This window comes from Streptomyces tyrfis (genome assembly GCF_037034285.1).
Taxonomy (GTDB): Bacteria; Actinomycetota; Actinomycetes; order Streptomycetales; family Streptomycetaceae; genus Streptomyces.
The window spans coordinates 180,854-205,055 of sequence record NZ_JBAGJZ010000005.1 but is presented as its reverse complement, the minus strand read 5'-3'; the positions used below and the strand labels follow the sequence as shown (position 1 = coordinate 205,055).

The following is a 24,202-nucleotide window of genomic DNA, read 5'->3' as shown; positions in this document are numbered from 1 at the left end:
CGGTCCACGGGCCGGGCGTCGCCGGTCGTGTCGGTCCGGTTCCTGAGAAGGGGTGGGGAGTGGTGAAGAGTGCGGGAGACGCGGGAAGAGTGCGGGGGCCGGGACGGCGGGGCATCGCACCGTGGGCGGCGGGCGGGACGGGACAGTCCCGTTCTCGGGCCCGTCGCGGACGGCGCCGCGGCGATCCTGGCCGGACAGCCCGGTGTCAGGCGTCGGGTACCGGGCGTCGTCGGGTCAGCGCGGGGCCAGGTCCACCGGTGACGGCTCCGGTCTCAGGAAGTTGGCGGTTCCAGCTGTCTTGCACACGGCGTTGCGGTCCTCCGGTCGAGCGTTTCCCACCTCGACTTTTGTCGACCGCGAGAGGCGGAACAACCCTTTCGGCGTACGCCGAATCGCCTTGGTTGTACGCCGGTTGGCGGCGGGGCCGCCGCTCCGTCCGGTCGACGCCGCCCGACGAAACGCCCTGGTCATGGCATGAGCCTGCCAAGCGCCGGTCCGCACGGGACTCCCATGGAGTCCACACGGACGCCACGCGGGCCCACTCGCGCAGAGCCCGCCCGGACGCGGCTCGGGGAGCCGCCGACGGCGCCCCCGGGCCGAGAACCGGGTCACACGTCGTCGGCACGCCTCCGCGCCGCGCCGCGCGCCCCGCGAGGGATCACTGGTTCATGAGGCACTCGGTGAGCGCCACACCCTCGCGGTTGAGTTCGTAGAGGACCCGGGTGCCGGCCCGGTGGCGGCGCACCACCCCGGCGGACACCAGGGCCGAGAGGTGCTGGGAGACCGTGCTCGCGGCGAGTCCCAGCTGATCGGCCAGGGCGGATGTGGTGATGGGCACGGCCAGTTCACGGACGACCGAGGCGCGCCCCCGGCCCAGCAGGATCGCCAGCCGGTCCGCGCGCTGCGGCTCGACCGCGGCGCCGCCCCGTCTCGATTCGGCGCGCAGGATGCCCGCGCCGCGCGCGGCGTACGAGACCGCGGTCCGGCCGTCGACCTCCGACCACCAGTGGGCGCCGTCCGCCAACAGCACGGGTACCACGGTCAGATGATCCGCACCGTCCGTGCGCTCGGACGGAAGTCCCAGATCGTGCAGCAGCGCGGCGCCGCCGCTCATCGCCAGCGTGCGCGACCGGAAGAGGATCTCCTCCTCCAGGGTGCGCGTCAGCCCGGTACCGCGGGGCTCCATCGCGACCTGCCAGAAGTTGGCTAACTCCACGGCGAGATAGCCGAGTTGCGTCTCGGGTTCTCGGATCAGGGCCGCGATCAGCGGGTCGCTGAACGCCGCGGGGTACTCCCGGGCGAGTTCGTCGCGGACGCGGCCGGGGGGCGTGCGCTTCATGGCGTCCAGCTCGGCGGCGACGCCCGCGCCGCGCGAGGCGACGCCCCCGCTCAGAAACGAGGGGATACGCCGTCGCGGCGCGGCCAGTTCGACGACCGCCCTCAGACGCGGTGTCAGCGCCCCGCCCGCCTCCCGGGCCCAGGGCGTATGCGGCCACGGCGCGTCGGCCCCGTAGCGGGACAGCAGCGCCATCCCACCGAACGCCTGCCACAGCTCACACAACGCCAGGCGTACGTCCGGAAACTGGCGGGCCGTCATCAGAGCGCCCGGCCGTCGACTGCCGATCCCGCCCCCACGGGCCGGGACGAGCCGGTCGCGGCACGGTCCGCCACCCCCAGCGGGAGGGCCGTTCTCGTCATGCGTCTGGACCGCGGCTCCCTTGCTCTGAACCGGAGTTCACCGTGCGAGAGCAGTGTGCCCGCGACGGAAGCATGTGACGGCTCAAGCATGAACCCCGCCCATTCCTCGTGGTCCAGACCAATGATGAACGAGCTTTCGGCACCGCCCGACGGCTGTCAAGGATCTTGTGACTCAGGTCACTCGTCGATGACCGAGCATGCCGAATGACGCACGCACGGTGACATCGTCTGGTCTAGACAAGGTGCCGCAACGCCTGTTAGGTTCACGCCCGGAAGCGCTCCCAAGCCCCGTCGCATCGGCCGCTGGAATGCGCCAACTCCCGTACGCGCCAACGGTTTCGCCCCTCACGCACGCGAGCCGGGGGCTCACCCGCCCCTTCTCCCGCAGCGCCCCGCACCGGCCCGCAGCGGCCTCGACCGCCCTCCCGCGGTCACCCCTCCCGCACCCCCGCACCCCCGCACCTCACGAAGGCGGAACCCGCCCCACTCACCCCCGGCATGGGCGCCCCCTCTCGCACACACATGCGCACACCCACTCCCCCGCACCCGCGCGACAGGGCATCGCACCAGCTCACCCCGCCCATCGAGCGACCCATGCGTTTCGGACAGCCTCCCCTCGCTGAATCTACAGTGCTGTAGATTCCAGCTGAACCCGCCCGGCTCCTGACCGGCGCGCCGAGAGGAGAACGGATCCATGACCGTCGATCTGTCCAAGGGCCAGCGCATCAGCCTCGCCAAGTCCGGCGGCGGTGAACTCACCGTCGTACGCATGGGACTGGGCTGGAAGGCCGCGCCCCGGAAGGGGTTCCTCGCCCGGCTGACCGCGCGCGAGATCGATCTGGACGCCTCGGCGATCCTGTTCGCCGGGGCACAGCCCCAGGACGTGGTCTTCTTCCAGCATCTGACCAGCGACGACGGGTCGGTGCGGCACACCGGGGACAATCTGGTCGGAGGCGCGGGCGAGGGCGGCGACGACGAGTCGATCCTCGTCGATCTGCAGCGCGTTCCGGCGCACGTCGACCAGATCGTGTTCACCGTCAACTCGTTCACCGGCCAGACCTTCGAGGAGGTCGACAACGCCTTCTGCCGCCTGGTCGACGAGACCACGGGGCAGGAACTGGCGCGCTACACGCTGTCCGGCGGCGGACGGCACACCGCGCAGATCATGGCCAAGGTGACGCGTTCGGGAGCCGGTTGGCAGATGGCCGCCATCGGCGCCGCCGCCGAGGGACGCACCTTCCAGGACCTGCTGCCGGTCGTCGCCGCCCATCTGTAGACCACGCGTATCGCCCCGGCGCCGGGCCGGGGCGTCGGATCACACACAACGGGGGGCGGGGATGGACCGGTCGTTCCAACTGCGGGACGAGGACAGAGCGGACTACGCGACCGTTCTCGACGCGGTCATCGCGTCGGCGGAGATACAGCGGCTGCTGGCCCGGTCGCGCGTCGGCGCGGGGCAGTTGCGCCTCAAGGGGCTGGCGGCCGCTCCTCGTGTCGTCGCGTCCGCCGAGGCCGAGTACCGGTCGTACACGGAGCTGCGGCAGCGGCTGCGCGACGGCGACGAGCGGGCCGGCCGCACGGCGCCCCTGTCCGGGCCGGGCCATCAGGAACGCGACGGCGCGGGTCTGGTGCCGGTGCTGGCGGTCCTCACCCCGGTCCTGGCGGCCGTCGCCGCGGCCACGTTCCTGCTCCTGGGGTATGTGCTACGGCTCACCGACAGCGGGTCCGCCCTGGCGGACACCCTGATCGGCGCGGGCTGGATCAGCCTCGGCATCGCGGCGTTCGCCGCCGTCATCGGGGTCGTCGCCCTCTACCGGACGGCCGCGGAGCACAAGGAGTCCCCGGCGGGCGGTCCGCAGGGTCACGCGGAGTCCTCCGCCGAGCTCGACCGGGCCAGGGAGGCATGGCTGGCGGTGCTGGGCGACAGCGGTATCCGGCCATTCCTCGTCGCCCGGCTCCAGGATGAGCCCGCGAAGCCCGGGCCGGCATCCACGTCCGGGACCGGCCACGGGGCGGGCGCCGCCCGTCGTTCCCGCTACAGCAGTCCGGATTTCGGGAGCCCCGACTTCAGCAGGCCGGACTTCGCCGGCCCCCATTTCAGCAGCCCCGACTTCGACGGGCCGGGCGCGGGCGGCCCCAGCACCGGCAGGCCCGACTTCAGCAGTCCGGACTTCAGCAGCCCCGATTTCAGCAGCCCCGACTTCGACGGCCCGGGCACGGGCGGGGACGGCCCGGATTCAGGCGGCCCGGTTACAGCCGACTCGGGCACGGGCGGCCCCGATTTCAGCAGCCCCGACTTCACCGGTCCCGATTTCGCCGGCCCCGGCTTCGGCCGGCCCGACTTCGGCCGACCGGACTTCAGCGGCCCCGGCCTCCCCGACAAGCGCGCCTGACCGACCGGCCCGGCCCGGCGGGGGGGCTGCCGGGCCGACCGTTTCCGGACCGCGTTCCGCGCCTGCCCCTCCGTCCCGGCCTTCCCGTCCCCGGGCTCCCCGCCCCGGTCCGGCCCCGGCCCGCGTCCCTGCTCCGGCCCGTCTCTTCCGGTCAGGGACCCGGAAGGGGCTCAGGCGATGTCCACCCCGTAGTCGACGGCGATGCCGGCCAGGCCCGACGCGTACCCCTGTCCGATCGCCCGGAACTTCCACTCGCCGCCCCTGCGGTAGAGGGCCCCGAAGACCATCGCCGTCTCGCCGGCGGCGTCGTAGGAGAGTTCGTAACGGCACATCTCACGGCCGGTGAGGTTGTCGACCACGCGGATGTAGGCGTCCTCGACCTGCCCGAAGTTCTGGCCGCGGTTCTGCGCGTCGTGGATGGAGACGGTGAAGACGATCTGTCCGGTGCTCTCGTCGAGCCGGTCGAGGTCGATCAGGATCTGCTCGTCGTCGCCCTCGCCCTCGCCGGTCACGTTGTCACCGGTGTGCCGCACGGCCCCGTCCGGGCTGGCGAGGTTGTTGTAGAAGACGAAATGCCGGTCGGAGACGACCTTCTGGTCCGGCCCGCAGATGATCGCGGACGCGTCGAGATCGAAGTCCGCGCCGTCGGCCGGCTGCGCGTCCCAGCCCAGGCCGACGGTGACATCGGCGAGCGGCGTGCCGTCCTGGTTCAGGACGACGTTCTGACCCTTGGCAAGACTGACGCCCAACACTTCTGCTCTCCTTCGAGGCGCGCCGATGAGGTGCCCACCGGAACCGCGGGGCTCCGCCGGGTGCGTGTTCGCCTCACCATAGTTCAGAAATTACGCAACCTTTAAAGTGCCCCCGGGGTCGTGCGGCCCGCCCCGCCCGGGCCCGGGCCGCACGCCCCACCGGCGGGTGCACGCCTCACCGCGGGCACGGCAAGGGGCGGGCGCCATCGGCCCGGCGCCCGGCACGTCAGCGCCGCTCGGTGCCGTTCTCCGTCACCGGACGGGCCGAGGAGGCGTCGCCCGGCGCCGACCGGATGGTGCGGACCGCGGGCCGCTCGGCCTCGCCCGGGCCGGGCGTCGTGGACGCGGACGGCGAGGCCGGGGCGCCCGAGGCCCCCTCCGGGGCGGACGAGGAGCCGCCCTCGTCCTTCATGGCCCTGGTCTCGCTCTTCAGGATGCGCAGCGACTTGCCCAGCGCCCGCGCGCTGTCGGGGAGCTTCTTCGACCCGAACACCACGATGATCACAAGCACCAGGATCAGCAGATGCCAGGGCTCCAAGGCGTTACGGAACACTCCGCCCACCCCTCTCTCTTATCGATGGCCCATGCAAGGCGCCATCCACCGGACACGCTTGCTACATTGCGCAACTGTACAACCATTGAGGCGGGGTCAGTCGCCCCCTTCCTGTGACCGGAACCGATGGGGTGGACGCATGTCAGACAGCCGCAAGGCATCCCGAGGCCGTGCGCGCGCGGCGGACCGACGTGGCCGACGGCGCAAGCGGAGCCGGGGCCGGACGGTCCTCGCCGTCGGCGTCTCACTGCTCGTCCTGGGGACGGCCGGGGCCGGCTGGCTCTATCTGCGGCTCAATGGCAACATCAACACCTTCAGCGCGGACGGGCTGTCCGACAACCGTCCGCCCGCCTCGACCAAGGGGTCGAACGTCCTGGTGATCGGCTCGGACGGAAGGGTCGGCGGCAACAGCGAGCTCGGCGGCGGGGACAAGGACGACGTCGGCCGCTCCGACACGGCGTTCCTGCTCCACACCTACGCGGACCAGAAGCACGCCGTGGCCGTGTCGATCCCCCGCGACACCCTGCTGGACATCCCGCCCTGCAAACTGCCGGACGGCAGTTGGTCGCAGCCGCAGACCAACGTCATGTTCAACGCGGCCTATTCGGTGGGCGAGCGGCCCGAGGGCAACCCCGCCTGCACCCAGAACACCGTCGAGAAGCTCACCGGGCTGCGCGTCGACCACACCGTCGTCGTCGACTTCAAGGGCTTCGCGACGATGACCGAGGCGGTGGGCGGCGTCCAGGTCTGCCTCCCCCAGGACGTCTACCAGCGCGATCTCAACCCCAACCGGCTCACCCGCGGCAAGCGGATCTTCGCCAAGGGCCCGCAGAAGGTCTCCGGCCAGAGCGCGCTCGACTACGTACGCATCCGGCACGGCATCGGGGACGGCTCCGACATAGGCCGGATAAAACGCCAACAAGCCTTTGTCGCAAGCTTGTTGAAGCAGATCAAGAGCGACGGGCTGACCCCTGCCAAGCTGCTGCCGCTCGCGGACGCGGCCACCAAGTCGATGACCGTCGACCCCGGGCTCGGCAGCGCCGACAAACTCGTCGCCTTCGCGATGTCGATGAAGGACATCGACCTCCACAACACCAAGTTCGTGACCGTGCCCTGGAAGTACCAGGGGGCGCGGGTGGCGATCGTGCAGCCCGACGCCGACGCGCTGTGGGCGGCGCTGAGGGCCGACCGCACCCTCGACGGACAGGACGCGGGAGGGAACAAGGGCGGGGCGGTCTCCCCGTCTCCGAGCGCCGACGCCCCCGTGTCCGGCACGGGTGTCTCGGTGGCGGTGTACAACGGCACCGTCAAGGACGGCCTCGCCGCCCGTGCGGCCAAGGTGCTGAAGGAGCACGGCTTCACCGTCACCGACGCCACCACGGCCACCGTGCGCAACCAGGTGAAGACCGTGGTCGAGTACGGCCCCGGCCAGAAGGAGCAGGCCGCGAAGGTGGCCCGGGCGATCCCCGGCGCCGAGCTCACCCCGGTGTCGGCGCCGGGCGTCAACGTCCTGCTCGGCAGCACCTACGCGGACACGCCGGAGACGCCCGCCTCGTCCCCGCCGGCCGACGTTCCGGCGCGGGTGGTGGAGGACGCCCGGTCCGCCGACGACAACCCCTGCGCCAACCTCTCCTACGGGTGACCCCTGTGCGGCGGCGGGCCGGACACGGGCATAGGTCAGGTCCCGTGTCCGGACGCGGGCCGAACGGCCGGTACGGGCCGGGCCCGGACACGGGCCTCCACCGCCGCCGCACCCGGCCGGCGGCCGCCGTTCAGGGCCGCGTCCGGCCGCCCGGAGAGTCGGCCGAGAGAACCACCCGGTGCGGCTCCCCGGTCGTGTTCATGCTGAACTCCTCCATGAGCGCGTGCGCGGCCCGCTCCGCCGTCTCGCCCGGCAGCCGCCCGTACTCGTACACCCGGGAGACCAGGAGCCCCGCCGTCAGCACGTCGTCGGGCACGCCGCGACGCCATGCGGCGGCCGCCCTGGCGTAGGTGACCGCGGCGGGCCCCGGCTCCTCCGCCAGGGTCAGCAGGGAGGCGTGCACCTGCTCCCGGGCCTCGCCGTACGTCATCCCGCCCGTTCCGATGGCCGCTTCGCCGTAGCCGGCCCGGTCCGGGGCGGACGGGTGGAGTGTGATCTGCATCCAGTTCCAGGGCATGCCCGAAAGCGTAGAAGCAACCGGCGCTCCCCACCGGGGCCGATCACCCGCCCGAGTGATTGTTCCGTGCGGAGCCGTGACAGCGGCGTCGACGTCCGCGCCCGACCGCCCGACGGCGGCGACCGTATCCCCGACGGCCGGCCGCCGACGACCGACAGCCGCAGCCGGCGGCTGTGGGCGCCGAGCCGGTGCGCGGCCGCGGAACCGGGCAGGAGGATGCCGGGAGCGCGGACCCGCCCGGGCCGCGCCGCCGGAGCGGTGCCCACCGCCTCCTCCCCCACCGAGGAAAGGACCCGGCATGACCACCCGGACCGAGACCGAGCGCACTGTCACGACCCTGGAGGACCGCACCGCCGGCGTCCTCGTCGGAGCCGCCGTGGGCGACGCCCTCGGCGGCCCGGTGGAGGGCTGGACCCCGCAGGCCATCGTCGAACGGCACGGCGGCCGGGTGCGCGGCATCGTGGGGCCGTTCCACGGGGACGCGTGGAGGACCGCGCGCCCCATCGCGCCGTACCACAAGGGCGACGGCCATGTCACCGACGACACCTTGATGACCCATGCCCTGGTCCGCGTCTACGAGAAGGTCCGCGACCACCTCGACGCCTACGCGGTCGCCGACCACCTGGTACCCGACCTGATCACCGAGACCCGCTGGATCCCCGAGCTGGAGGCGGAGGCGCTGCCGCTCCAGCGGATCTTCCTCGCGGAGAAGTGGATCGTCGCACGCCTCCACTACGGACACGTCGACCCGCGCGAGGCCGGGGTCGGCAACATCGTGAACTGCGGCGCGGCGATGTACATGGCCCCCGTCGGCGTGGTCAACGCGGGCGACCCGCCGGGGGCGTACCGGGAGGCCCTGGACGTGGCGGGCGCCCACCAGTCGTCCTACGGCCGCGAGGCGGCGGGGGTGCTGGCCGCGGCGGTGGCCGCCGCGTTCGGACCGGGCGCGACCCCGGCGTCGGTCGTCGAGGACGTCCTCGCACTGGCGAAGGACGGCACCCGGGCGGCGATCGAGGCGGTGTGCGACGTCGCGGCCCGGTACGACGACTTCGAGGAGGCCCTGGCCCCGCTGCGGGAGGCGGTGGCCCCCTTCGACACGGTCGGCCCGGACTACCGCAGACCGTCGCTGGGGGCCCGCCGCCCCTCCCGCCTGCACTCGGTCGAGGAACTGCCGGTCGCGTTGGGCATGGTGCTGGTGGGCGGCGGCGACTTCCGGCACACGGTGCTCGGTTCGGTGAACTACGGCCGCGACTGCGACTCGATCGCCACGATGAGCGGCGCGATCGTCGGCGCCCTGCACGGCGAGGACGCGGTGCCCCGGGAGTGGAGCGACGAGGTCGCCCGGGCCAGCCGGCTGGACCTGCGCGCACCGGCGGCGTCACTGGCCCGGGTCGCCCGCGAGGTGCACGCCCTCGACCTGGACCGGCGGCGGGCGCACGAGGCCGCCTTCTCGATGGTCGCGGGTTCCTGATGCTGCGTCTGACCTGGGTACAGCCCGAGGACCTGATCGGGCACGAGCTGCGCCAGTCCGCGCTGGACGGCCGTGACACGTCCGGGATCGAACGCCGTTGGACCGCGGCGGGCGGCCATCCGGCGCCCGACCGCTCGGGGGCGTCCACGCAACCCGCACGGCCCCAACTGCGCTCGCTCGCCGAGGAATTGCTGGACGAACTCGCCCGGCTTCCCCTGCCCGCCGCCGTGCCGGAACCCGCGCCCTCCCGCCCGGCCCCCGCGTCCCCGCCCCCGCGCACCTCACCGGCCTCGCGCCCGAAGCCGCCCCCGCGTACGTCACCGGACCCGCGCCGGGAGCTCGACCGCCTGCACGCGGCCTGGCTCGGCAGGGCGGTCGGCTGCCTGCTGGGCAAGCCCGTGGAGAAGATTCCGCTGGCCGGCATCCGCGCCATCGCCCGCTCCACCGGGAACTGGCCCCTGCGCACCTGGTTCACCGGGCGGGGCCTCGCCCCGGAGATCGCGGCGGAGTACCCCTGGAACCGCAGGTCCGGCCCCACCTCCCTGGCCGAGAACATCGACGGCATGCCGGAGGACGACGACCTCGACTATCCCCTGCTCAACCTGACCCTGCTCCGGCGCCACGGCCGCGGCTTCACCACGGACGACGTGGCGAGGCTGTGGCTGGAGCTGCTGCCGGCGGGCCGCACCTTCACCGCGGAGCGCGTCGCCTACCGCAACCTCCTGGCCGGCCTGGAACCCCCGCGTACGGCCACGTACCGCAACCCGTTCCGCGAGTGGATCGGCGCCCAGATCAGGGCCGACGTCTTCGGCTGGACGAACCCCGGCGACCCCGCGCGGGCCGCCGGACTCGCCCGACGCGACGGGGAGCTGACCCACACGGGGAACGGCGTCCACGGCGAGGCGTTCGTCGCGGCGGCCGTCGCGCACGCGGCCGGCCCCGCCCCGACCACGGTCCACGAGGCACTGGCCGCCGCCCTGGCCCAGGTCCCGCCCGACTCCGGCTACGCGCGGGCGATCCGCTTCGGCGTCGACACCGCGCGAGCCGAGCCGTCCGGCACGCCGGCCGGTTTCGAGCGGGTCGTCGACGCGCTGCACGCCCGCTACGGCCCCGACCACCACTGGGTGCACGTGCTGCCGAACGCGGCCCTGCTCGCGGCCGCCCTCACCCACTCGGACGGCGACTTCGCGGGTGCCATCTGCCGTACGGTGTCCGGTGGTTGGGACACGGACTCCAACGGGGCCACCGCCGGTTCGATCACCGGGCTGCTCGCGGGCCGGCCGGACGCGCTGGGCGCGCACTGGACCGCCCCGCTGAGGAACCGCCTCTCCTCCGGCATCGCCGGCTTCGACGGCATCGGCTTCGACGAACTGGCCCGCCTCACCCTGGAGGCCCGCGCCTGACGAGCCCTCCGGCGGCGGTGGACCGCGTACGGCCGCGCGGCACGACGGAATCGCGGTCCGCCGTCGGGCGGCCGTCCTCGTCCTGGCCGTCGACACCGCCCGGAAGCCACGGACGAGACCTCCCGGTGCGGTGCGTCAGGACAGGATCTCGACGTGCCCGTCGGTTCCGTGCACACGGATCCGCTGCCCGTCCCGGATCAGCCGGGTGGCGTGCGCCACGCCCACGACGGCCGGCAAGCCGTACTCCCGGGCGATCACCGCGCCATGGGTCATCAGGCCGCCCACCTCCGTCACCAGGCCCGCGATTCCGACGAACAGCGGCGACCAGCTGGGGTCCGTGAAGGTCGTGACCAGGATGTCGCCCGCTTCGAGATCGGCCTCCGCCATGTCGAGGACGACGCGGGCCCTTCCCTCGACGGTCCCGGCGGAGACCGGCAGGCCGACCAGGGCGCCGGCCGGCACGTCGTCGCGCCGGTACTCCCCGCTGACGGCCTCGCCGTCCGATGTGAGCACCCGGGGCGGCATGAGCGCGTGGTACGACCGGAACGCGTCCTTGCGCCGCTGGATGAGCCGGTCGTCCACCCGGTGCGAGCGCACGACGTCGTGAAACTCCTGGAACGTGAGGTAGAAGACGTCCTCCTTCTCGCGAAGCACGCCGGCCCGCACGAGGCGCCCGGCCTCCGCCAGCAGGGCCTGCTTGTAGACGAAGTAGCGGCTGACGATGCCGTACTTCGGGTACTCCCGGTATCCGATGAAGGTGCGGACCCGGTCGATCATCCGCTTGGCCTCCGCGGCCTTCCGCTCCCCGTCCGGCAGGGCCCGCAAGCGCGACAGCACGTCCTGTTCCTTCTTCCGCGCCTTCTGCCGCCCCTGCTCGAAGCGCCGCGCGGCCGCGCCCGGCTCGAAGTTCCTGACGTTGTCGAGGATCGCGGGCACGAGCGTGGCGGGGCGCTCGCGCCAACGTGGCCTCGTGATGTCGATCTCGCCGACGCAGCGCATCCCGTACCGGTCGAGGTAGGCCTCGATCGCGTCGCGCGCCTCTGCCCCGCCCGCGAGCTCCGCCAGCCCGTCCAGGAAGCCCTCGTCCTCGACGCCCTCGCCCTGCAGGAACGCCACCACCTCCGGCCGCGCGCGGATCACGTCCGCGACGTCGAGCAGCGCCAGTCCCATCTCCGACGTGATGTTGTCGGGGGCGGACAGCGTGAGCGTGTCGGCCGCGTTCTTCTCGCCCAGCCACTCCCCCAGCTTGTCGTTGAGCCACCACGTGGCCTCCATCCCCGCCGTGATCGCCCGCAGGCTCAGCGGATCGCCGAGGACGCGCCTGTGCTCCTCGAAGGCCTCCAGCAGGAAGTCGAACAGGGCCGGTCCGGTCTTCGTCCGGATGTCGCGCTCCAGGGCGGCGACGGACGCCCGGCTGCGCTCGATCAGTTCGGTGACGATCGCCGGATCGGTCTCGATCGGGACGGACGCGCCGCCGGCAGGCGGCCCGCCGGGAGCCGCGTCCGGGAGCGGCGGGACGAAGTGGTCACGGCCGAGGACGGTCTCCAGCGCGTCCCTGGTCAGCGGATCGCCTCTCCCCATGACGTCCAGGAGGGCTGCGCGGCTCGCGGGCGAGGCCAGGCGCCGGGTGACGTCGACGAACAGCCTCCCGCCGGCCTCGTGCATCGGCACCATGGCCGTCAGCCGCCACATGGAGAGCCCCAGGGGCTTCATGGGGTCGGTCATCATCTGCCCATGGCCGACGGAGACGTAGACGTGGTTCTCCTGGTCGCCGGTCTCGGGGACGGGGAACAGCGTCGTGATCGGCCGGCTCTGAACGATCTGGAAGCCGTCGTCGTCCAGGCACCATTCGATGTCCTGCGGGTGGCCGAAGCGCGCTTCGATCCGCCGCCCCAGCCGCACCAGCCGCACCACCTGCGCATCCGTCAGCGCCGGCTGTTCGCGCCGCCGCGCGTCGACCGCCGCGTCCTGCGTGCCGCCGGCCGGCAGGGCGTGCACGGCACGCTTTTTGGCGGCGATCGCCCTGGCGACGACTTCGCCGTTGCGCACCGTGAAGACGTCCGGGTTCACCAGGCCGGAGACCAGGGCCTCGCCGAGGCCGAAGCCGGCTTCCACGGTGGCGGCCTTCCGGTCGCCCGTGACGGGGTCGGCCGTGAACAGGATGCCGGCCGCGTGGGGAAGGACCATCTGCTGCACGACCACGGCCATGTGGACCGCACGGTGGTCGATGCCGTTCCGCCGGCGGTAGGTCACGGCCCGCTCGGTGAACAGCGAGGCCCAGCACCGGCGGATGTGCTGGAGGACCGCCGCCGGCCCCATGACGTTCAGGTACGTGTCCTGCTGGCCGGCGAAGGAGGCCGTGGGCAGGTCCTCCGCCGTCGCGCTGGACCGGACGGCGTAGGCGGCCCGCTCGCCGAACCGGGCGAGCGCGCGGGTGATCGCCGTCGCGAGCTCGCCCGGGACGGCGGTCTCTTCGATGGTCCGGCGAATCCGCGCGCTGAGCGTGCGGATCGCCTCCCGGTCGTCCGGGTTCGCGCGCGCCAGCTGATCGAGCCGAGCGTCGATCGACGGCGCTTCCGCCATGATCCGCCGGAAGGCGTCCGTCGTCACGCAGAAGCCGCCCGGCACGCGGATGCCTTCGATCCGCGACAGCCCGCCCAGGTGGGCGCCCTTGCCGCCGACGACCGAGACCTGCTTCTCGTCGACCTCCTGGAGATCCAACACGTACTGCTCAGCCACTGCGATACCTCCGAGTCGGCGCCGACAACGACACAGGCACGTCGTGCCTCCATTTCCGCGGGTTGCGGCATCGGCCGACGATTCTGCGCCGTGACCCGGGCCTTGCGGCAAGCCCCCCGGTGCGCTATACGTTGAGAGTGGCGAGGAGAGCGGGTTCTCCTCGCCTTTGTCTGTTGCCTCCGGGGGAACCCACAGGTTTCTCGCGCAGCGGCGGCGCGTCGCGTCCGCGCACGTCCGGCCGGTTCGGGCCGTGTCTCCGCCGCCCCGGTGGTCCTGCCCGGCCGGAGCGACCGACGCCCCTCCCCGCACCCGCTAGCCTTTCGGCCGTGAACCGCAGGAAGCAGAAGAAGCTCTCGGGGCGGCTCGTCGTGGCGGCGGCGTTCGGCGACGCGGACGAGGTCCGTGTCCTGCTGCGCGCGGGGGCCCGCCCCGACATGGCCGACGCCGACGGGACGACTCCCTTGTACGCGGCGTCCGTCGAGGGCGCCGCCGGCATTGTTCGCCTTCTGCTCGCGGCGGGGGCGCCGCCCGACGAGGAGAGCGGTCACCTCACGGAGGGCACCCCGTTGTGCGCGGCCGCGTGCTGGGGCCACGTCGAGACCGTGCGCGAACTCCTCGCGTACGGCGCCGACCCCGGACTGCGCGAGGACCGGGGGACGGGCCGGTCCCCGCTCGACTGGGCGCTGGGCGGCCCGCACCCCGAGACGGTCGCCGCACTGCTCGCGGCGGGGGCCCGTCCCCACGGCGGCTCTCCGCCGGAGGGCCCGCTCCCGTAGAACACCGGTTCCGGCCCTCCGGGGGCCGGGCGGGGCTGGCGGGTCCGCGCCGCCGTCCGTCAGGAGGCCTCCAGCGGCCTCACGGTCAGTATCTGCTGGGCCCGCCCGACGGGGCCGTGGACGTCGTGCAGGACCGTGCTGGTGAGGCCGACCCCGTCGGCGCCGAAGGTGACGGAGGTGTCCAGCCCGGCCCAACGGCCCGTCGGCAGGCGGTGCAGATGGATCGTCAGATCGACGTTGGGGAACATCCACTTGCCGGGCGGCTGACGCACCGCGATGCCGTTGGCGGTGTCGACGAGCCCCACATAGGACGCCAGCGGGCTCGCCGTCTCCCCGGCCACCAGCGGGGTACGGGTGGATACCCAGGCCGTGGACCGGCCGGGCTGCGGCGGGCCGACGGTGCGCGCGTCGAGCGAGGCGATGAACCCGCCGGGCCAGACCGAGGACATCGGCCACGGATCGGCCTCGTCGGGATGGGGCAGCGTCTCGGTGTCGCCGCCCGCCACCGAGGCGGTGTCGCCCGTAGCGAGCAGCCAGGCACGGGCCCGTACCGTGGCGCGACCGGCGATGACCACGGTGGCCTCGACCAGTTCGATGGTGCGGCCGGGGCGGATCGTCTCGACGTGGATCTCGAAGTCGTCGACGGCGATGCGGCCGAGGATGTCGTAGCTGATGCGGCTCAGGTGCAGCTCCGTGCCCGTACGTCCGCGGTCGGCCAGGAAGCCGTCGATGGCGTGGACGACAAGACCGCCGAGCGGACTGAAGTGCTGCTCGTCCGCCTGCCAGGCGCCGCCGGCGTGCGGGGTGGGTCGGTAGCTCCGTTCGCCGGTCCGCTCGAAGTAGCCGGCCGGGGGAACGTCCGGGGTGTGCAACTGGCCTCCTGCGTCCGGTGACGGTGATCGTTCGCTGTTCCTTGTTGCAGGGTACGGCCACGTCGGAACGGGTCCACGCGCGGGCGACGCCGCCGGGCGCACCCCACCCGTCGGCCCGGCGCCGGTGACCGGCGCCGGCCGGACCCGGGCGATCCGGACCGGACGGCCGGGAAGGTGCGATCGGGCCTGGGCGGCCGGGGCCCACAGGCCGTAGGGTGCGCTCATGACGGATGAGCGCGAGCACGCCGTACAGGCGGCCATCGACGGGGAGTTGCGGCTTCTCGACCCCGCGGTGCGCGCCGTCCCCGCCCGCGTACTGGAGCTTCTGGACCCGGAGTTCACCGAGATCGGGGCCTCCGGGCGGCGATGGGACCGGGAGTCGATCCTCTCGGTGACGAGCGACGGCACCGTGTCCGCGGAGTCCCCGGTCAGGGTCGACGAGATGTCGGGGACCGTCCTCGCCCCCGGTCTGGTGCACCTGACGTACTTCGCCGACTACCAGGGCCGGAAAGCCCGGCGCAGCTCCCTCTGGCGTCTGACGGACGCGGGCTGGCGGATGTACTTCCACCAGGGAACCCTGGTCGACTGAGCGCGGACGCGCCCGGAGCCGAACACCCCCGCACCGCCGCTCCCGCGCACCCCGCAGCGCCGCTCCTCCGCTTCTGAGCGCGCCGGCCCCGAGCGCCCCGGCCCGTGTCCGGGCCATGCCTGCGGCCGCTGACCGCGGGCGGGCGCGAGCGTGCGCCAGGTCCGTGTCACGCCCCGCCACCGTGCTGCCGCCGACGGCGAGCGCTCTGCTCCCCGCACGGACGCGCCGGGGATTTTCTCTCCGAATCGGCTCCCTTGAGGTATTGACTCGCCGGGGCTCGCTGACCATAGTTCTCGCCACTCAGCGCAACGGCGTTGCGCTGAGCGCACCGACCGGTGAACGTGCGCCGACCGGGAGACGCGTCGGCCGGCGGGCGGAGAACGTCGGCAGGGACGCGGGAATCACGTCGACAGGACAGACGAGGAGAGCGGATTCCATGAGTGAGACGGAGTCCCCGAAAGGGGTGCTGCAGAGCGTCGACCGGGCGTTGACGGTACTGCTCTCCTTCACCGAGCGGCGGCCCGAGTGGGGCGTGAGCGAGCTGGCCCGCGAGCACGGCTGGGACAAGGCCGTCTCGCAGCGGCTGCTCACCACGCTCACCGCGCGCGGCTTCCTGATGTGCGACGCGACGACCCGCCGCTACCGGCTGGGCCCCTCGGTCTCGCGGCTGGCCCGGGTCGGCGAGCACAGCGGCGTCCTGCCCTCCCTGGTACGGCCCGTGCTCGCGCGGCTGCTGCGCGAGACCGGCGAGAGCGTCGTCCTCAACGTCCCGCACGGCAGCGGCTACCGCTGCGCCGCCGCCGTGGACGGCACCGGACCGGTCCGCTACACCGCCATCGTCGGCGCCCTGATGCCCGGCCACGCGGGAGCCTCCGGCCACGCGGTCTTCGCCCACTACCCGGAACCCGAGCTGCGCCGGCTGTTCGGCGCCAGCCCGTTGCAACGCTTCAACGAGCACACCATCACCGACTTCGACGCCCTGCTGCGCCGCTACGCCGAGGTCCGGCGGGACGGCGTCAGCGTCAGCCACGGGGAGTACGACGAGGCCGTCACGGCCGTCGCCGCCCCGGTCTTCCAGGCGGGCGCCGTCGCGGCCTCGCTGACGGTCATCGGCCCGGCGCACCGTGTGTCCCGCGCCGTCGACCAGCTCACCGCCCTGGTCAGGGAGGCGGCCGACGAGGCCGGCGCCGCCTTCGGCGGCTGACCCGCCCCCGACGCCCCACCCGCGCCCGCGATCCCACCCGTGATCCCCGCTGGGCCGTACCAGGACGCCACGCGGCCCGGTCCACCCCATCCGGGCCCTCACCGCCGTCCTCGCACCACTCCCCACACAAACGCACACCCCACACTCACACCGCTCGCCCGCGCTCCCGCTTCTCCTCCGCTCTCCCTCGCCCTCCCCTTCCCCTCCCCGTTCCCCTCCCCGAACTCTCCCTTGCCGAAAGGGGTGTCACGTGTCACCTCACTCCCCCTCCGCCACCGATTCCGCAGCCGGGGGAACTCCGCCGCGCGTCGGCGCGCAGGACACCGACCGCGTTCACCCCAAGGTGCGCGAACCCCTGACGTTCGTGCTGCTCGCCGCCCTGTCCGTGGTGGGCGCGGTGATCGGCGCGGATCTCGTCGCGAAGCTCGGCATCTCCGCCAACACCGCCGTGGTCGGCGCGCTCATCGCGATGCTCATCGGCCGCATTCCCCTCGCCGGGCTGGGCCGGATGCGTTCCGTGCACCGGCAGAACCTGGCCCAGAGCGCCATCTCCGCCGCCACGTTCGCCTCCGCCAACGTGCTGCTGACCTCGATCGCCGTTCCGTATGTCTTCGGCCGCCGCGACCTGGTGTGGCCGATGCTGGCCGGGTCGTTCGCCGGTCTGCTGATCGACGCATGGGTGCTGTACCGCTCCTTCGGCTCCCGGCTGCTGCCCGCCGAGGCGGCCTGGCCTCCCGGTGCGGCCGCCGCCGAGACCATCAAGGCGGGCGACAAGGGCGGCAGGCGGGCCCTGGTGCTGGGCGCCGGCACGGTCGTCGGCCTGTGCGGCGCCCTCTTCAGCCTGCCCCTGTCCGCGGCCGGGGTCGCCTTCCTGGGCAATGTGTGGGCGCTGCTGATGTTCGGCGTCGGCCTGGGCGTCGCCCAGTACGCGCCCGGCATCCTCGACATCGATCTGAAGGCCGACTTCATCCCGCACGGCGTCATGGTCGGCGCCGGAGTGGTGGCGCTGGGCCAGGCGATCCATCTGCTGCTGCGTCACCGCCCGGGCCGCTCCGCCGCCGGCGACGCCGCGCCCGCACCGGCGCCGGCCGCCGCGTCCGCGGACTCCCCCGCCGCTCGTTTCACCGTCGACGAGGCCACCCTGCGCCGCACGCTGGTGCGCGGCTATCTGCTCTTCGCCGCCGGGGCCGTCGTGATGGCCGTGCTCGGCGGGCTGCTGAGCGACATGAGTCCGCTCGGCATCGTGGGATGGGTGCTGTTCGCGGCGTTCGCGGCGATCGTCCACGAACTGATCGTGGGCCTCGCGGCGATGCAGTCCGGCTGGTTCCCCTCCTTCGCCGTCACCCTGATCTTCCTGATCGCCGGTCTGCTCATGGGCATGCCCTCGGTGCCGCTCGCGATGCTGGTCGGCTACGTCTCCGCGACCGGCCCGGCCTTCGCGGACATGGGGTACGACCTCAAGGCGGGGTGGCTGCTGCGCAAGGACCACCGCCCGTGGGACCCGTACGAGCGGGCCGGACGGCGCGAGCAGTTCCGGGCCGCGCTGATCGGCTTCGGTTGCGCGCTGGTGGTCGTCGCCGTGCTGTGGCAGTCGTACTTCCGCCAGGGCCTGATCCCGCCGGTCGCCCGGATCTACGCCGACACCGTCAAGGAGGGCCTGAACGCCCCCGGCGTCCTCGGTCATCTGCTGCTGTGGGCGATCCCCGGCGCGCTGGTCCAGCTGCTGGGCGGGACCAAGCGGCAGATGGGCGTGATGCTCGCCACCGGTCTGCTGGTGGCGACCCCGACCGCCTGCTGGTTCGTCGTCGGCGCCCTGCTGGTCCGCGTCCTGTACCGCAGGTGGCGCGGCGAGCGGGCGGACGAGGAGCTGAACCTGGTCGGCGCCGGACTCATCGCGGGCAGCTCGCTGGGCGACACCGCGCAGATCGTCAAGGCCGGGTGACCGCCGTGCCCCGCGTCGAAGCCGGTGACCGCCGTGCCCCGCGTCGAAGCCGTTGACCGCCATGCCGTACCCCGAAGCCGGGTGACCGCCGTGCCGTACATCGCCCGGCCCCCGCCGCCGCCCGCCGCTCCCCAGCCCCACCGCACCCTCGCACAAGGAGATCCCATGGAGATGTTCAGCCGCCTCGAACCCCGCCCCGAGTACCTCGGGTTCGAACTCGCGCTGGCCGCACGCAAGCTGGTCGAGGAGGTCATGCTGGTCAAGCCGGGCGAGCACGTCGTGCTGACCGGTGACACCAGCAGCGACCGCCGGGTCGTCGAGGCCACCGCCCAGGCCGTCGCCGCCGCGGGCGCCCACCCGGTGATCGTCTGGTCCGAGACCCTGCCCAGCTCCTCCATGGAGCCGCCCCGCCCGGTCGCCGGCGCCATCGCCCACGCGGACGTGTGGATCGAGTTCGCCGTCTCGTACCTGATGCACTCCGACGCCTTCCGCGCCGCCATGGCGAACGGCTGCCGCTACACCAACCTCACCGCGATGGACGTCCACATGCTGGTCGCCACCGTGGGCCGCCCGGACTTCCAGGGCGTGATGAAGCTCGGCAAGGCGCTGGTGCGCCTGCTGGAGGCCGCCGACGAGGTGCGCATCACCTCCCCGAACGGAACCGACCTGGTCGGCCGCAACGGGGACCGGCCCATCAACCTCCGGGGCAAGCCCGCCGAGAAGCCCGGCGAGACCGTGATGCTCTCCGGGCAGATCTCCTGGAATCCGCTGGAGGAGACCCAGGACGGCGTACTCGTCTTCGACGGGGCCCTGTGGCCGCCGGACCAGCTGGGCCTGCTGCGCTCCCCGGTCCGCCTGACCGTGGAGAAGGGCGTCGTCACCGACATCGAGGGCGGCCGGGACGCGGACGTCTTCCGCAACTGGATGGCCTCCTGGAACGACCCGAACATGTACCGCGTCGCCCACTGGTCGCTGGGCTTCAACCCGGGCGTGCCCGCGCCGACCGGGCGGATCGTCGAGGACGAGCGGGTCTTCGGCTGCGTCGAGCTCGGCATCGGGACCAAGGGGGCCTGGATCGGCGGCGAGCCGTGGGTGGCCGCGGCGCACACCGACGGCTCGATAGTCGGCCCGTCGATCCACCTGGACGGCGAATGCGTCGAGAAGGACGGCGTGTACGTGCACCCCGAACTCGTCGAGATCTGCCGGGAACTGGGCGTCGAGGGCTACTGAGCCCACCGGGGTCCCGGCCCACCGCGGGCGGGGCCCCGGCCATCCGCGCCGGGGTCCCGCCCGACCCGCGTACCGTCGCACCGGGCGCCGAGCACCGCCTTCCGCTCGGGCGCCCGCGCCGCACCACGACGACCGCCCTCGCACCGCACTGCCACGGAGTGAAGTCATGACCACCACCGGAACCACGTACCGCCACAGCGGCCTGGTCTGCACCGACCACACCCTCGACGTCCCCCTCGACCACGCCCGCCCCGACGGCCCGCGGATCTCCGTGTTCGCCCGGGAGGTCGTCGCCGCCGGGCAGGAGCACCGGGACCTGCCGCGCCTGCTGTGGCTGCAGGGCGGTCCGGGCGGCCGGGCGGCCCGCCCCGACGCCGCCCCCGCCTGGCTGCGCCGGGCACTGAAGGCGTACCGGGTCGTGCTCCTCGACCAGCGCGGCACCGGGCGGTCCGCCCCCGCCGACCGCACCACGCTCGACGGGCACGAGGACGCCGCCGGCCATCTGACGCACTTCCGGGCCGACTCCATCGTGCGCGACGCCGAACTGCTGCGCCGGGCGCTCCAGGGCGACCGCCCGTGGAGCGTGCTCGGCCAGAGCTTCGGCGGGTTCTGCGCGCTGACCTACCTCAGCCACGCCCCCGAGGGCCTCGACCAGGTCTTCGTCACCGGCGGCCTGCCCACCCTCACCGGCCACGCCGACGACGTCTACCGCGCCGCCTACCGCCGGGTGCGGGCGCACAACGCGCGGTACTTCGGCCGCTACCCCGGCGACCAGCGCCTCGCCGACGCCGTCGCCGCCCATCTGCGGGAGCACGATGTGCGCATGCCGTCCGGCGAACGCCTCTCGGTGCGCCGCTTCCAGACCATGGGCATCACCTTCGGCACCACGTCCGGCTTCGACAGTCTGCACTACCTGCTGGAGAGTGCCTTCGTCGACGGCCCGCGCGGGCCCAGGCTCTCCGACCCGTTCCTGCGCGGCCTGGACGCCGTCCTCTCCTTCGCGCCCCGCCCGCTGTACGCCGTGCTGCACGAGCCGATCTACGCGCAGGGCGGCCGGGCCACCGCCTGGTCGGCGCACCGGGTGCGGGCGGAGTTCCCGGAGTTCGACGCCGGGACGCCGGGCCCGCTCCGCTTCACCGGCGAGATGATCTACCCGTGGCAGTTCGAGGAGGACCCCGCCCTGGTCCCGCTCCGGGGCGCCGCGGACGAACTGGCCCGGCGCACCGACTGGCCGCCGCTGTACGACCTGGACCGCCTCGCGTCCAACACGGTTCCGGTCGTCGCCGCCGTCTACCACGACGACATGTTCGTCGACCGGGAGCAGTCCCTGCGCACCGCCGGTCTGGTGCGCGGCCTTCGCCCCTGGATCACCGACGCCCACGCCCACGACGGCGTCCGCGTCGACCCGGCGGTCTTCGACCGGCTCCTGGCCATGGCCCGCGGCGAGGTCTGAGGGCGCTTTCCAGGGGACGGGCCTTCGCCGGCCGGGCGCGGCCGCCCTGCCGGCGGCCCCGGAACAGGCAGTTCAGGTGCCCTATGGTGGTGCGGTGTCAACAGGAAACGACGTGGTCGCGCGGAACCTTCGCATCCTCAGGGAGCAGCGCGGGCTGTCGCTGGCCGAGCTCGCCCGTCAGGCCGGCCTGTCGAAGCAGAATCTGTCCAAGGTCGAGCAGGGCACCGGCAATCCCACCGTGGAGACGCTGTTCGCGGTGGCGCTGGCGCTCGGCGTGCCGGTGACGCGGCTGGTCGCGGAGCGCGAGCAGGTCATGACGGTGCGCCCCGGGGACGAGGCCGTCTGGCAGCGGCACGAGGGGTACGAGAGCCGCAGCCTGGACCATGTCTACGGCTCGGGTGTCATCGAGAACTACATTCTGCGCATCCGCGGCGAAGGCCGGTCCCAGCCGCATCCCGTGGGCACGCTGGAGCATCTGTACGTGATCAGCGGGCGGGTCAGGGTCGGCCCCGAGGACGGGCCGGTGGAGCTGGGCGCGGGCGACTTCGTCCGGTTCCCCGGCGACCGTCCGCATCTGTACGCCGCGCTCGGGGGCGAGAGCGTGGTGCACATCGTGGTCAGTGTGCCGCGCGTCCAGCCGGGCACCGGCGGCCGGGGCACCGGGCACGGGGCCGTGAGGAACGGCCCGCCCTCCTCCTGAGCCGCCGCCTCGGACGGGCGCGGCCCGCCCCGGACCGGGCTCAGGCGGCGGCCGTCTCCCGGCTCGTCGTCCCGGCGTGCCTGCGGGCCCGCGGGCGGGCCGCGGCTCCGAGTTCCCGGGCGGCCTCGAACGCGACCCGGCGCAGTTCGGGCGCGACGCGTGCGGGTTCGAAGCGTCCCGCCACGCCGGAGACGGAGACGGCGGCGACGGGGCGTCCGCCGGCCCCCATGACGGGGACGGCCACACAGGAGACGCCGGGCAGGATCTCCTCCCGGTCGTAGGCGATCCCCTCGCGGCGGATCCGGGCCAGTTCGGCCCGGAAGTCCTCGGGGTCGGTCACCGAGTTCTCCATCGGCGCGGGCAGCCCGTCGGCGATCGCCTGCTCGGCCGCGTCGTGGTCGAAGGCGAGCAGCGCCTTGCCGACGGCGGTGCAGGAAGCGGGCAGCCGCGAGCCGATCCGGGTGGGCGTACGGGCGCGGCGGTGGCCGTGCAGCTTGTTGACGTACATGACGTCGGTGCGGTGCAGCACGGCCAGATGCACGGTCTCGTGGGTGAGGACGTACAGCTCGGTGAGGAAGGGCAGCAGCCGCTCCTGGAGCATCAGCGGGGTCGGGCCGTAGACCCGGCGGCCGATGTCGAAGAGCTGGGGTCCCAGCCGGTAGCTGCTGCCCACCCGCTCGACCACGTCGTTGCGCTGGAGGATGCCGAGCAGCCGGAACGCGGTCGACTTGGTCAGCCGGGTCCGGCGGGCCAGCTCGCTGACGCCGACCTCGCGGTCCTCCTCCGCCAGCGACATCAGCAGGGTGAGTGCCTTGTCCACGGCGGTCTGCTGCTCACGAGAGGTGTCCGGACCCGTCGGGTCGGCGGCGCCGGCGACATCGGTGGTCGGGGTACGGTCGAGCATGTTCGCCTCCGCGCATTCCTGGGCGACCACTTCAGTGGACATGCGTCCACTGTAGAGAACAGTTCGGCGTGTGTGAACAGTCAAGCGCGGGCAAAAACGAAATCGCGGTGCCCTGTACGTCACAGTCGGGCATACGGCCCGGTCGTTCCGTACGGGGCACCGCGCTCAGCGGTCCCGGGCTCCGGGCGGCCGCGCCGGGCCCGGACGCGTGCGTCACGGTCCGCCGACGTGTCCCGGGCGCCGGGCCCGGGACACGGGCGTCACGGCCTGACGATCACCTTCCCGGTGACCTCGCCGTCGATCATGGCCCGGAAACCGTCGTGGATGCCGGACAGCGGGATCTCCCGGTCGATCCGGGGCCGTATCCCGGCGCTCTCCATGAACCGCAGCAGCGCGACGAACTCCTGCCGCGTGCCTCCCGTGGAGCCCAGCACCCGCTGCTGGAGGTAGAAGATCCGGTTCAGGTCGGCCGGCGGGTTGGCCCCGCTGGTCGCCCCGGCGACCACCACCGTGCCGCCCGGGCGCAGCGACCGCAGCGAATGCGCCCAGGTCGCCTCCCCAACGGTCTCCACGACCACGTCCGCCTTCTCCGGGAGCCGTTCCCCCGTCGCCACGACCACGTGCGCCCCCATCTCCAGGGCCGCCGCGCGCTTGTCCGCCGACCGGCTGGTCGCGTACACCCGGGCCCCGGCGGCGCGGGCCAGGGCGATGGCCGCCGAGGCCACCCCGCCGCCCGCGCCCTGGACCAGCACGCGGTCGCCCGGCCGGATCCGGGCCTGAGTGAACAGCATCCGGTACGCCGTCAGCCAGGCGACCGGCAGGCACGCGGCCTCGGCGAAGGACAGCGACGCCGGCTTGGGGACGAGGTTGCGGCGCGGCACGCACAGCAGCTCGGCGAACGCCCCGTCGTGCCGCTCGGACAGCAGCGCCCGTCCGGGGTCGAGGGTCTCGTCGCCGCCGCCCGCCTGCGGATCGCCGATCACCGGGTGGATCACGACCTCGTTGCCGTCCTCGTCGTACCCGGCGGCGTCGCAGCCCAGCACCATCGGCAGCCGGTCGGCGGGGTGGCCGACGCCGCGCAGCGTCCAGATGTCGTGGTGGTTCAGCGCCGCGGCGACGACCTTGACCACGGTCCAGCCGGGCGGGGCCGTCGGCGCGGGCACCTCGCGCAGTTCGAGCCCGCTCAGCGGGTCGGCGGGGTCCTGGCGTACGGCGACGGCGGCGAGCATCGGTCCTCCGGGCGTGAGGGGGTCACGGGCGTGTGCGACGGCGCACGGCGGCCACGGTCCGTGGCCGCGGCCCTCCGGGACAAGCGGCCGTTCCATGACGCGGCACACCGGGGCCGACCCCCGTGCCCGCGATCG

At 73.4% G+C, this 24,202-nt stretch carries 20 protein-coding genes; 12 read left to right on the top strand and 8 right to left on the bottom strand.

All coding sequences use genetic code 11. The features are described 5' to 3' along the window. Positions 1-658 precede the first annotated feature (658 nt). Complete coding sequence (locus WA762_RS06140; RefSeq protein ID WP_335933582.1) at positions 659-1,597, bottom strand: ArsR/SmtB family transcription factor; 939 nt, start codon at positions 1,595-1,597, stop codon at positions 659-661. Between the two features lie 795 nt (positions 1,598-2,392). On the opposite strand from WA762_RS06140, the gene WA762_RS06135 reads away from it, so the two are divergent. Then, positions 2,393-2,974: a TerD family protein gene (locus tag WA762_RS06135; protein ID WP_335933581.1), complete on the top strand. Its 582-nt coding sequence runs from the start codon at positions 2,393-2,395 to the stop codon at positions 2,972-2,974. Positions 2,975-3,035: 61 nt separating this feature from the next. Continuing rightward, a complete protein-coding gene (locus WA762_RS06130; RefSeq protein ID WP_335933580.1) occupies positions 3,036-4,091 on the top strand; it encodes a hypothetical protein in 1,056 nt (351 codons plus the stop codon). 170 nt (positions 4,092-4,261) lie between these two features. Here the strand turns inward: WA762_RS06130 and WA762_RS06125 are convergent, their stop codons facing one another. Both WA762_RS06125 and tatA read right to left on the bottom strand, forming a co-directional pair. Then, a complete protein-coding gene (locus WA762_RS06125) occupies positions 4,262-4,840 on the bottom strand; it encodes a TerD family protein (RefSeq protein ID WP_335933579.1) in 579 nt (192 codons plus the stop codon). A 229-nt stretch (positions 4,841-5,069) separates the two neighbouring features. Next, a complete protein-coding gene (gene tatA, locus WA762_RS06120; protein WP_335933578.1) occupies positions 5,070-5,396 on the bottom strand; it encodes a Sec-independent protein translocase subunit TatA in 327 nt (108 codons plus the stop codon). A 139-nt stretch (positions 5,397-5,535) separates the two neighbouring features. On the opposite strand from tatA, the gene WA762_RS06115 reads away from it, so the two are divergent. Beyond that, positions 5,536-7,038, top strand: a complete 1,503-nt coding sequence (locus tag WA762_RS06115; RefSeq protein WP_335933576.1) for an LCP family protein — start codon at positions 5,536-5,538, stop codon at positions 7,036-7,038. Between the two features lie 130 nt (positions 7,039-7,168). Here WA762_RS06115 and WA762_RS06110 read toward each other — a convergent pair whose 3' ends face one another. Then, entirely contained in the window at positions 7,169-7,555 is a 387-nt protein-coding gene (locus WA762_RS06110; RefSeq protein ID WP_335933575.1) for a hypothetical protein, read from the bottom strand. 298 nt (positions 7,556-7,853) lie between these two features. On the opposite strand from WA762_RS06110, the gene WA762_RS06105 reads away from it, so the two are divergent. Together WA762_RS06105 and WA762_RS06100 are read left to right on the top strand one after the other, a co-directional pair. Next, entirely contained in the window at positions 7,854-9,026 is a 1,173-nt protein-coding gene (locus tag WA762_RS06105; protein ID WP_335933574.1) for an ADP-ribosylglycohydrolase family protein, read from the top strand. Continuing rightward, positions 9,026-10,429, top strand: coding sequence for an ADP-ribosylglycohydrolase family protein (locus tag WA762_RS06100; RefSeq protein ID WP_335933573.1), 1,404 nt, complete (start codon positions 9,026-9,028; stop codon positions 10,427-10,429). The genes WA762_RS06105 and WA762_RS06100 overlap by 1 nt, the downstream gene beginning before the upstream one ends. A 135-nt stretch (positions 10,430-10,564) precedes the next feature. On the opposite strand, the gene rph is transcribed toward WA762_RS06100, so the two are convergent. Next, entirely contained in the window at positions 10,565-13,168 is a 2,604-nt protein-coding gene (gene rph / locus WA762_RS06095) for a rifamycin-inactivating phosphotransferase (RefSeq protein WP_335933572.1), read from the bottom strand. A gap of 326 nt (positions 13,169-13,494) precedes the next feature. Here rph and WA762_RS06090 point away from each other — a divergent pair, with 326 nt between their 5' ends. After that, the gene (locus WA762_RS06090; RefSeq protein WP_335933571.1) at positions 13,495-13,944 is read left to right on the top strand and encodes an ankyrin repeat domain-containing protein; all 450 of its coding nucleotides are present in this window, start codon (positions 13,495-13,497) and stop codon (positions 13,942-13,944) included. 59 nt (positions 13,945-14,003) lie between these two features. Here the strand turns inward: WA762_RS06090 and WA762_RS06085 are convergent, their stop codons facing one another. Then, positions 14,004-14,816, bottom strand: coding sequence for a thioesterase family protein (locus WA762_RS06085; protein WP_335933570.1), 813 nt, complete (start codon positions 14,814-14,816; stop codon positions 14,004-14,006). Between the two features lie 223 nt (positions 14,817-15,039). Here WA762_RS06085 and WA762_RS06080 point away from each other — a divergent pair, with 223 nt between their 5' ends. The 6 genes from WA762_RS06080 (at position 15,040) to WA762_RS06055 (ending at position 21,934) form a co-directional block, all read left to right on the top strand. After that, complete coding sequence (locus WA762_RS06080; protein WP_335933569.1) at positions 15,040-15,405, top strand: nuclear transport factor 2 family protein; 366 nt, start codon at positions 15,040-15,042, stop codon at positions 15,403-15,405. Between the two features lie 436 nt (positions 15,406-15,841). After that, positions 15,842-16,609 (top strand): IclR family transcriptional regulator, encoded by a 768-nt coding sequence (locus WA762_RS06075; protein ID WP_335933568.1) that lies wholly within the window; start codon positions 15,842-15,844, stop codon positions 16,607-16,609. 250 nt (positions 16,610-16,859) lie between these two features. Then, entirely contained in the window at positions 16,860-18,551 is a 1,692-nt protein-coding gene (locus tag WA762_RS06070) for an OPT/YSL family transporter (protein WP_443080521.1), read from the top strand. Positions 18,552-18,716: 165 nt separating this feature from the next. Continuing rightward, positions 18,717-19,781: a 2,5-dihydroxypyridine 5,6-dioxygenase NicX family protein gene (locus WA762_RS06065; protein WP_335933567.1), complete on the top strand. Its 1,065-nt coding sequence runs from the start codon at positions 18,717-18,719 to the stop codon at positions 19,779-19,781. A gap of 166 nt (positions 19,782-19,947) precedes the next feature. Continuing rightward, positions 19,948-21,234 (top strand): alpha/beta fold hydrolase, encoded by a 1,287-nt coding sequence (locus WA762_RS06060; protein WP_335933566.1) that lies wholly within the window; start codon positions 19,948-19,950, stop codon positions 21,232-21,234. 94 nt (positions 21,235-21,328) lie between these two features. Continuing rightward, positions 21,329-21,934, top strand: coding sequence for a helix-turn-helix domain-containing protein (locus WA762_RS06055; RefSeq protein WP_335933565.1), 606 nt, complete (start codon positions 21,329-21,331; stop codon positions 21,932-21,934). Positions 21,935-21,974: 40 nt separating this feature from the next. Here WA762_RS06055 and WA762_RS06050 read toward each other — a convergent pair whose 3' ends face one another. Then, a complete protein-coding gene (locus WA762_RS06050; protein ID WP_335933564.1) occupies positions 21,975-22,880 on the bottom strand; it encodes an IclR family transcriptional regulator in 906 nt (301 codons plus the stop codon). Between the two features lie 218 nt (positions 22,881-23,098). Further along, entirely contained in the window at positions 23,099-24,067 is a 969-nt protein-coding gene (locus tag WA762_RS06045) for a zinc-binding dehydrogenase (protein ID WP_335933563.1), read from the bottom strand. Between the last annotated feature and the right edge of the window lie 135 nt (positions 24,068-24,202).

Bases quoted from the DNA above. Each gene is read 5' to 3' on its own strand.
- WA762_RS06140 (WP_335933582.1), bottom strand. From the start codon at position 1,597: ATGACGGCCCGCCAGTTTCCGGACGTACGCCTGGCGTTGTGTGAGCTG.
- WA762_RS06135 (WP_335933581.1), top strand. From the start codon at position 2,393: ATGACCGTCGATCTGTCCAAGGGCCAGCGCATCAGCCTCGCCAAGTCC.
- WA762_RS06130 (WP_335933580.1), top strand. From the start codon at position 3,036: ATGGACCGGTCGTTCCAACTGCGGGACGAGGACAGAGCGGACTACGCG.
- WA762_RS06115 (WP_335933576.1), top strand. From the start codon at position 5,536: ATGTCAGACAGCCGCAAGGCATCCCGAGGCCGTGCGCGCGCGGCGGAC.
- WA762_RS06110 (WP_335933575.1), bottom strand. From the start codon at position 7,555: ATGCCCTGGAACTGGATGCAGATCACACTCCACCCGTCCGCCCCGGAC.
- WA762_RS06105 (WP_335933574.1), top strand. From the start codon at position 7,854: ATGACCACCCGGACCGAGACCGAGCGCACTGTCACGACCCTGGAGGAC.
- WA762_RS06100 (WP_335933573.1), top strand. From the start codon at position 9,026: ATGCTGCGTCTGACCTGGGTACAGCCCGAGGACCTGATCGGGCACGAG.
- WA762_RS06080 (WP_335933569.1), top strand. From the start codon at position 15,040: ATGACGGATGAGCGCGAGCACGCCGTACAGGCGGCCATCGACGGGGAG.
- WA762_RS06075 (WP_335933568.1), top strand. From the start codon at position 15,842: ATGAGTGAGACGGAGTCCCCGAAAGGGGTGCTGCAGAGCGTCGACCGG.
- WA762_RS06065 (WP_335933567.1), top strand. From the start codon at position 18,717: ATGGAGATGTTCAGCCGCCTCGAACCCCGCCCCGAGTACCTCGGGTTC.
- WA762_RS06060 (WP_335933566.1), top strand. From the start codon at position 19,948: ATGACCACCACCGGAACCACGTACCGCCACAGCGGCCTGGTCTGCACC.
- WA762_RS06050 (WP_335933564.1), bottom strand. From the start codon at position 22,880: ATGTCCACTGAAGTGGTCGCCCAGGAATGCGCGGAGGCGAACATGCTC.
- WA762_RS06045 (WP_335933563.1), bottom strand. From the start codon at position 24,067: ATGCTCGCCGCCGTCGCCGTACGCCAGGACCCCGCCGACCCGCTGAGC.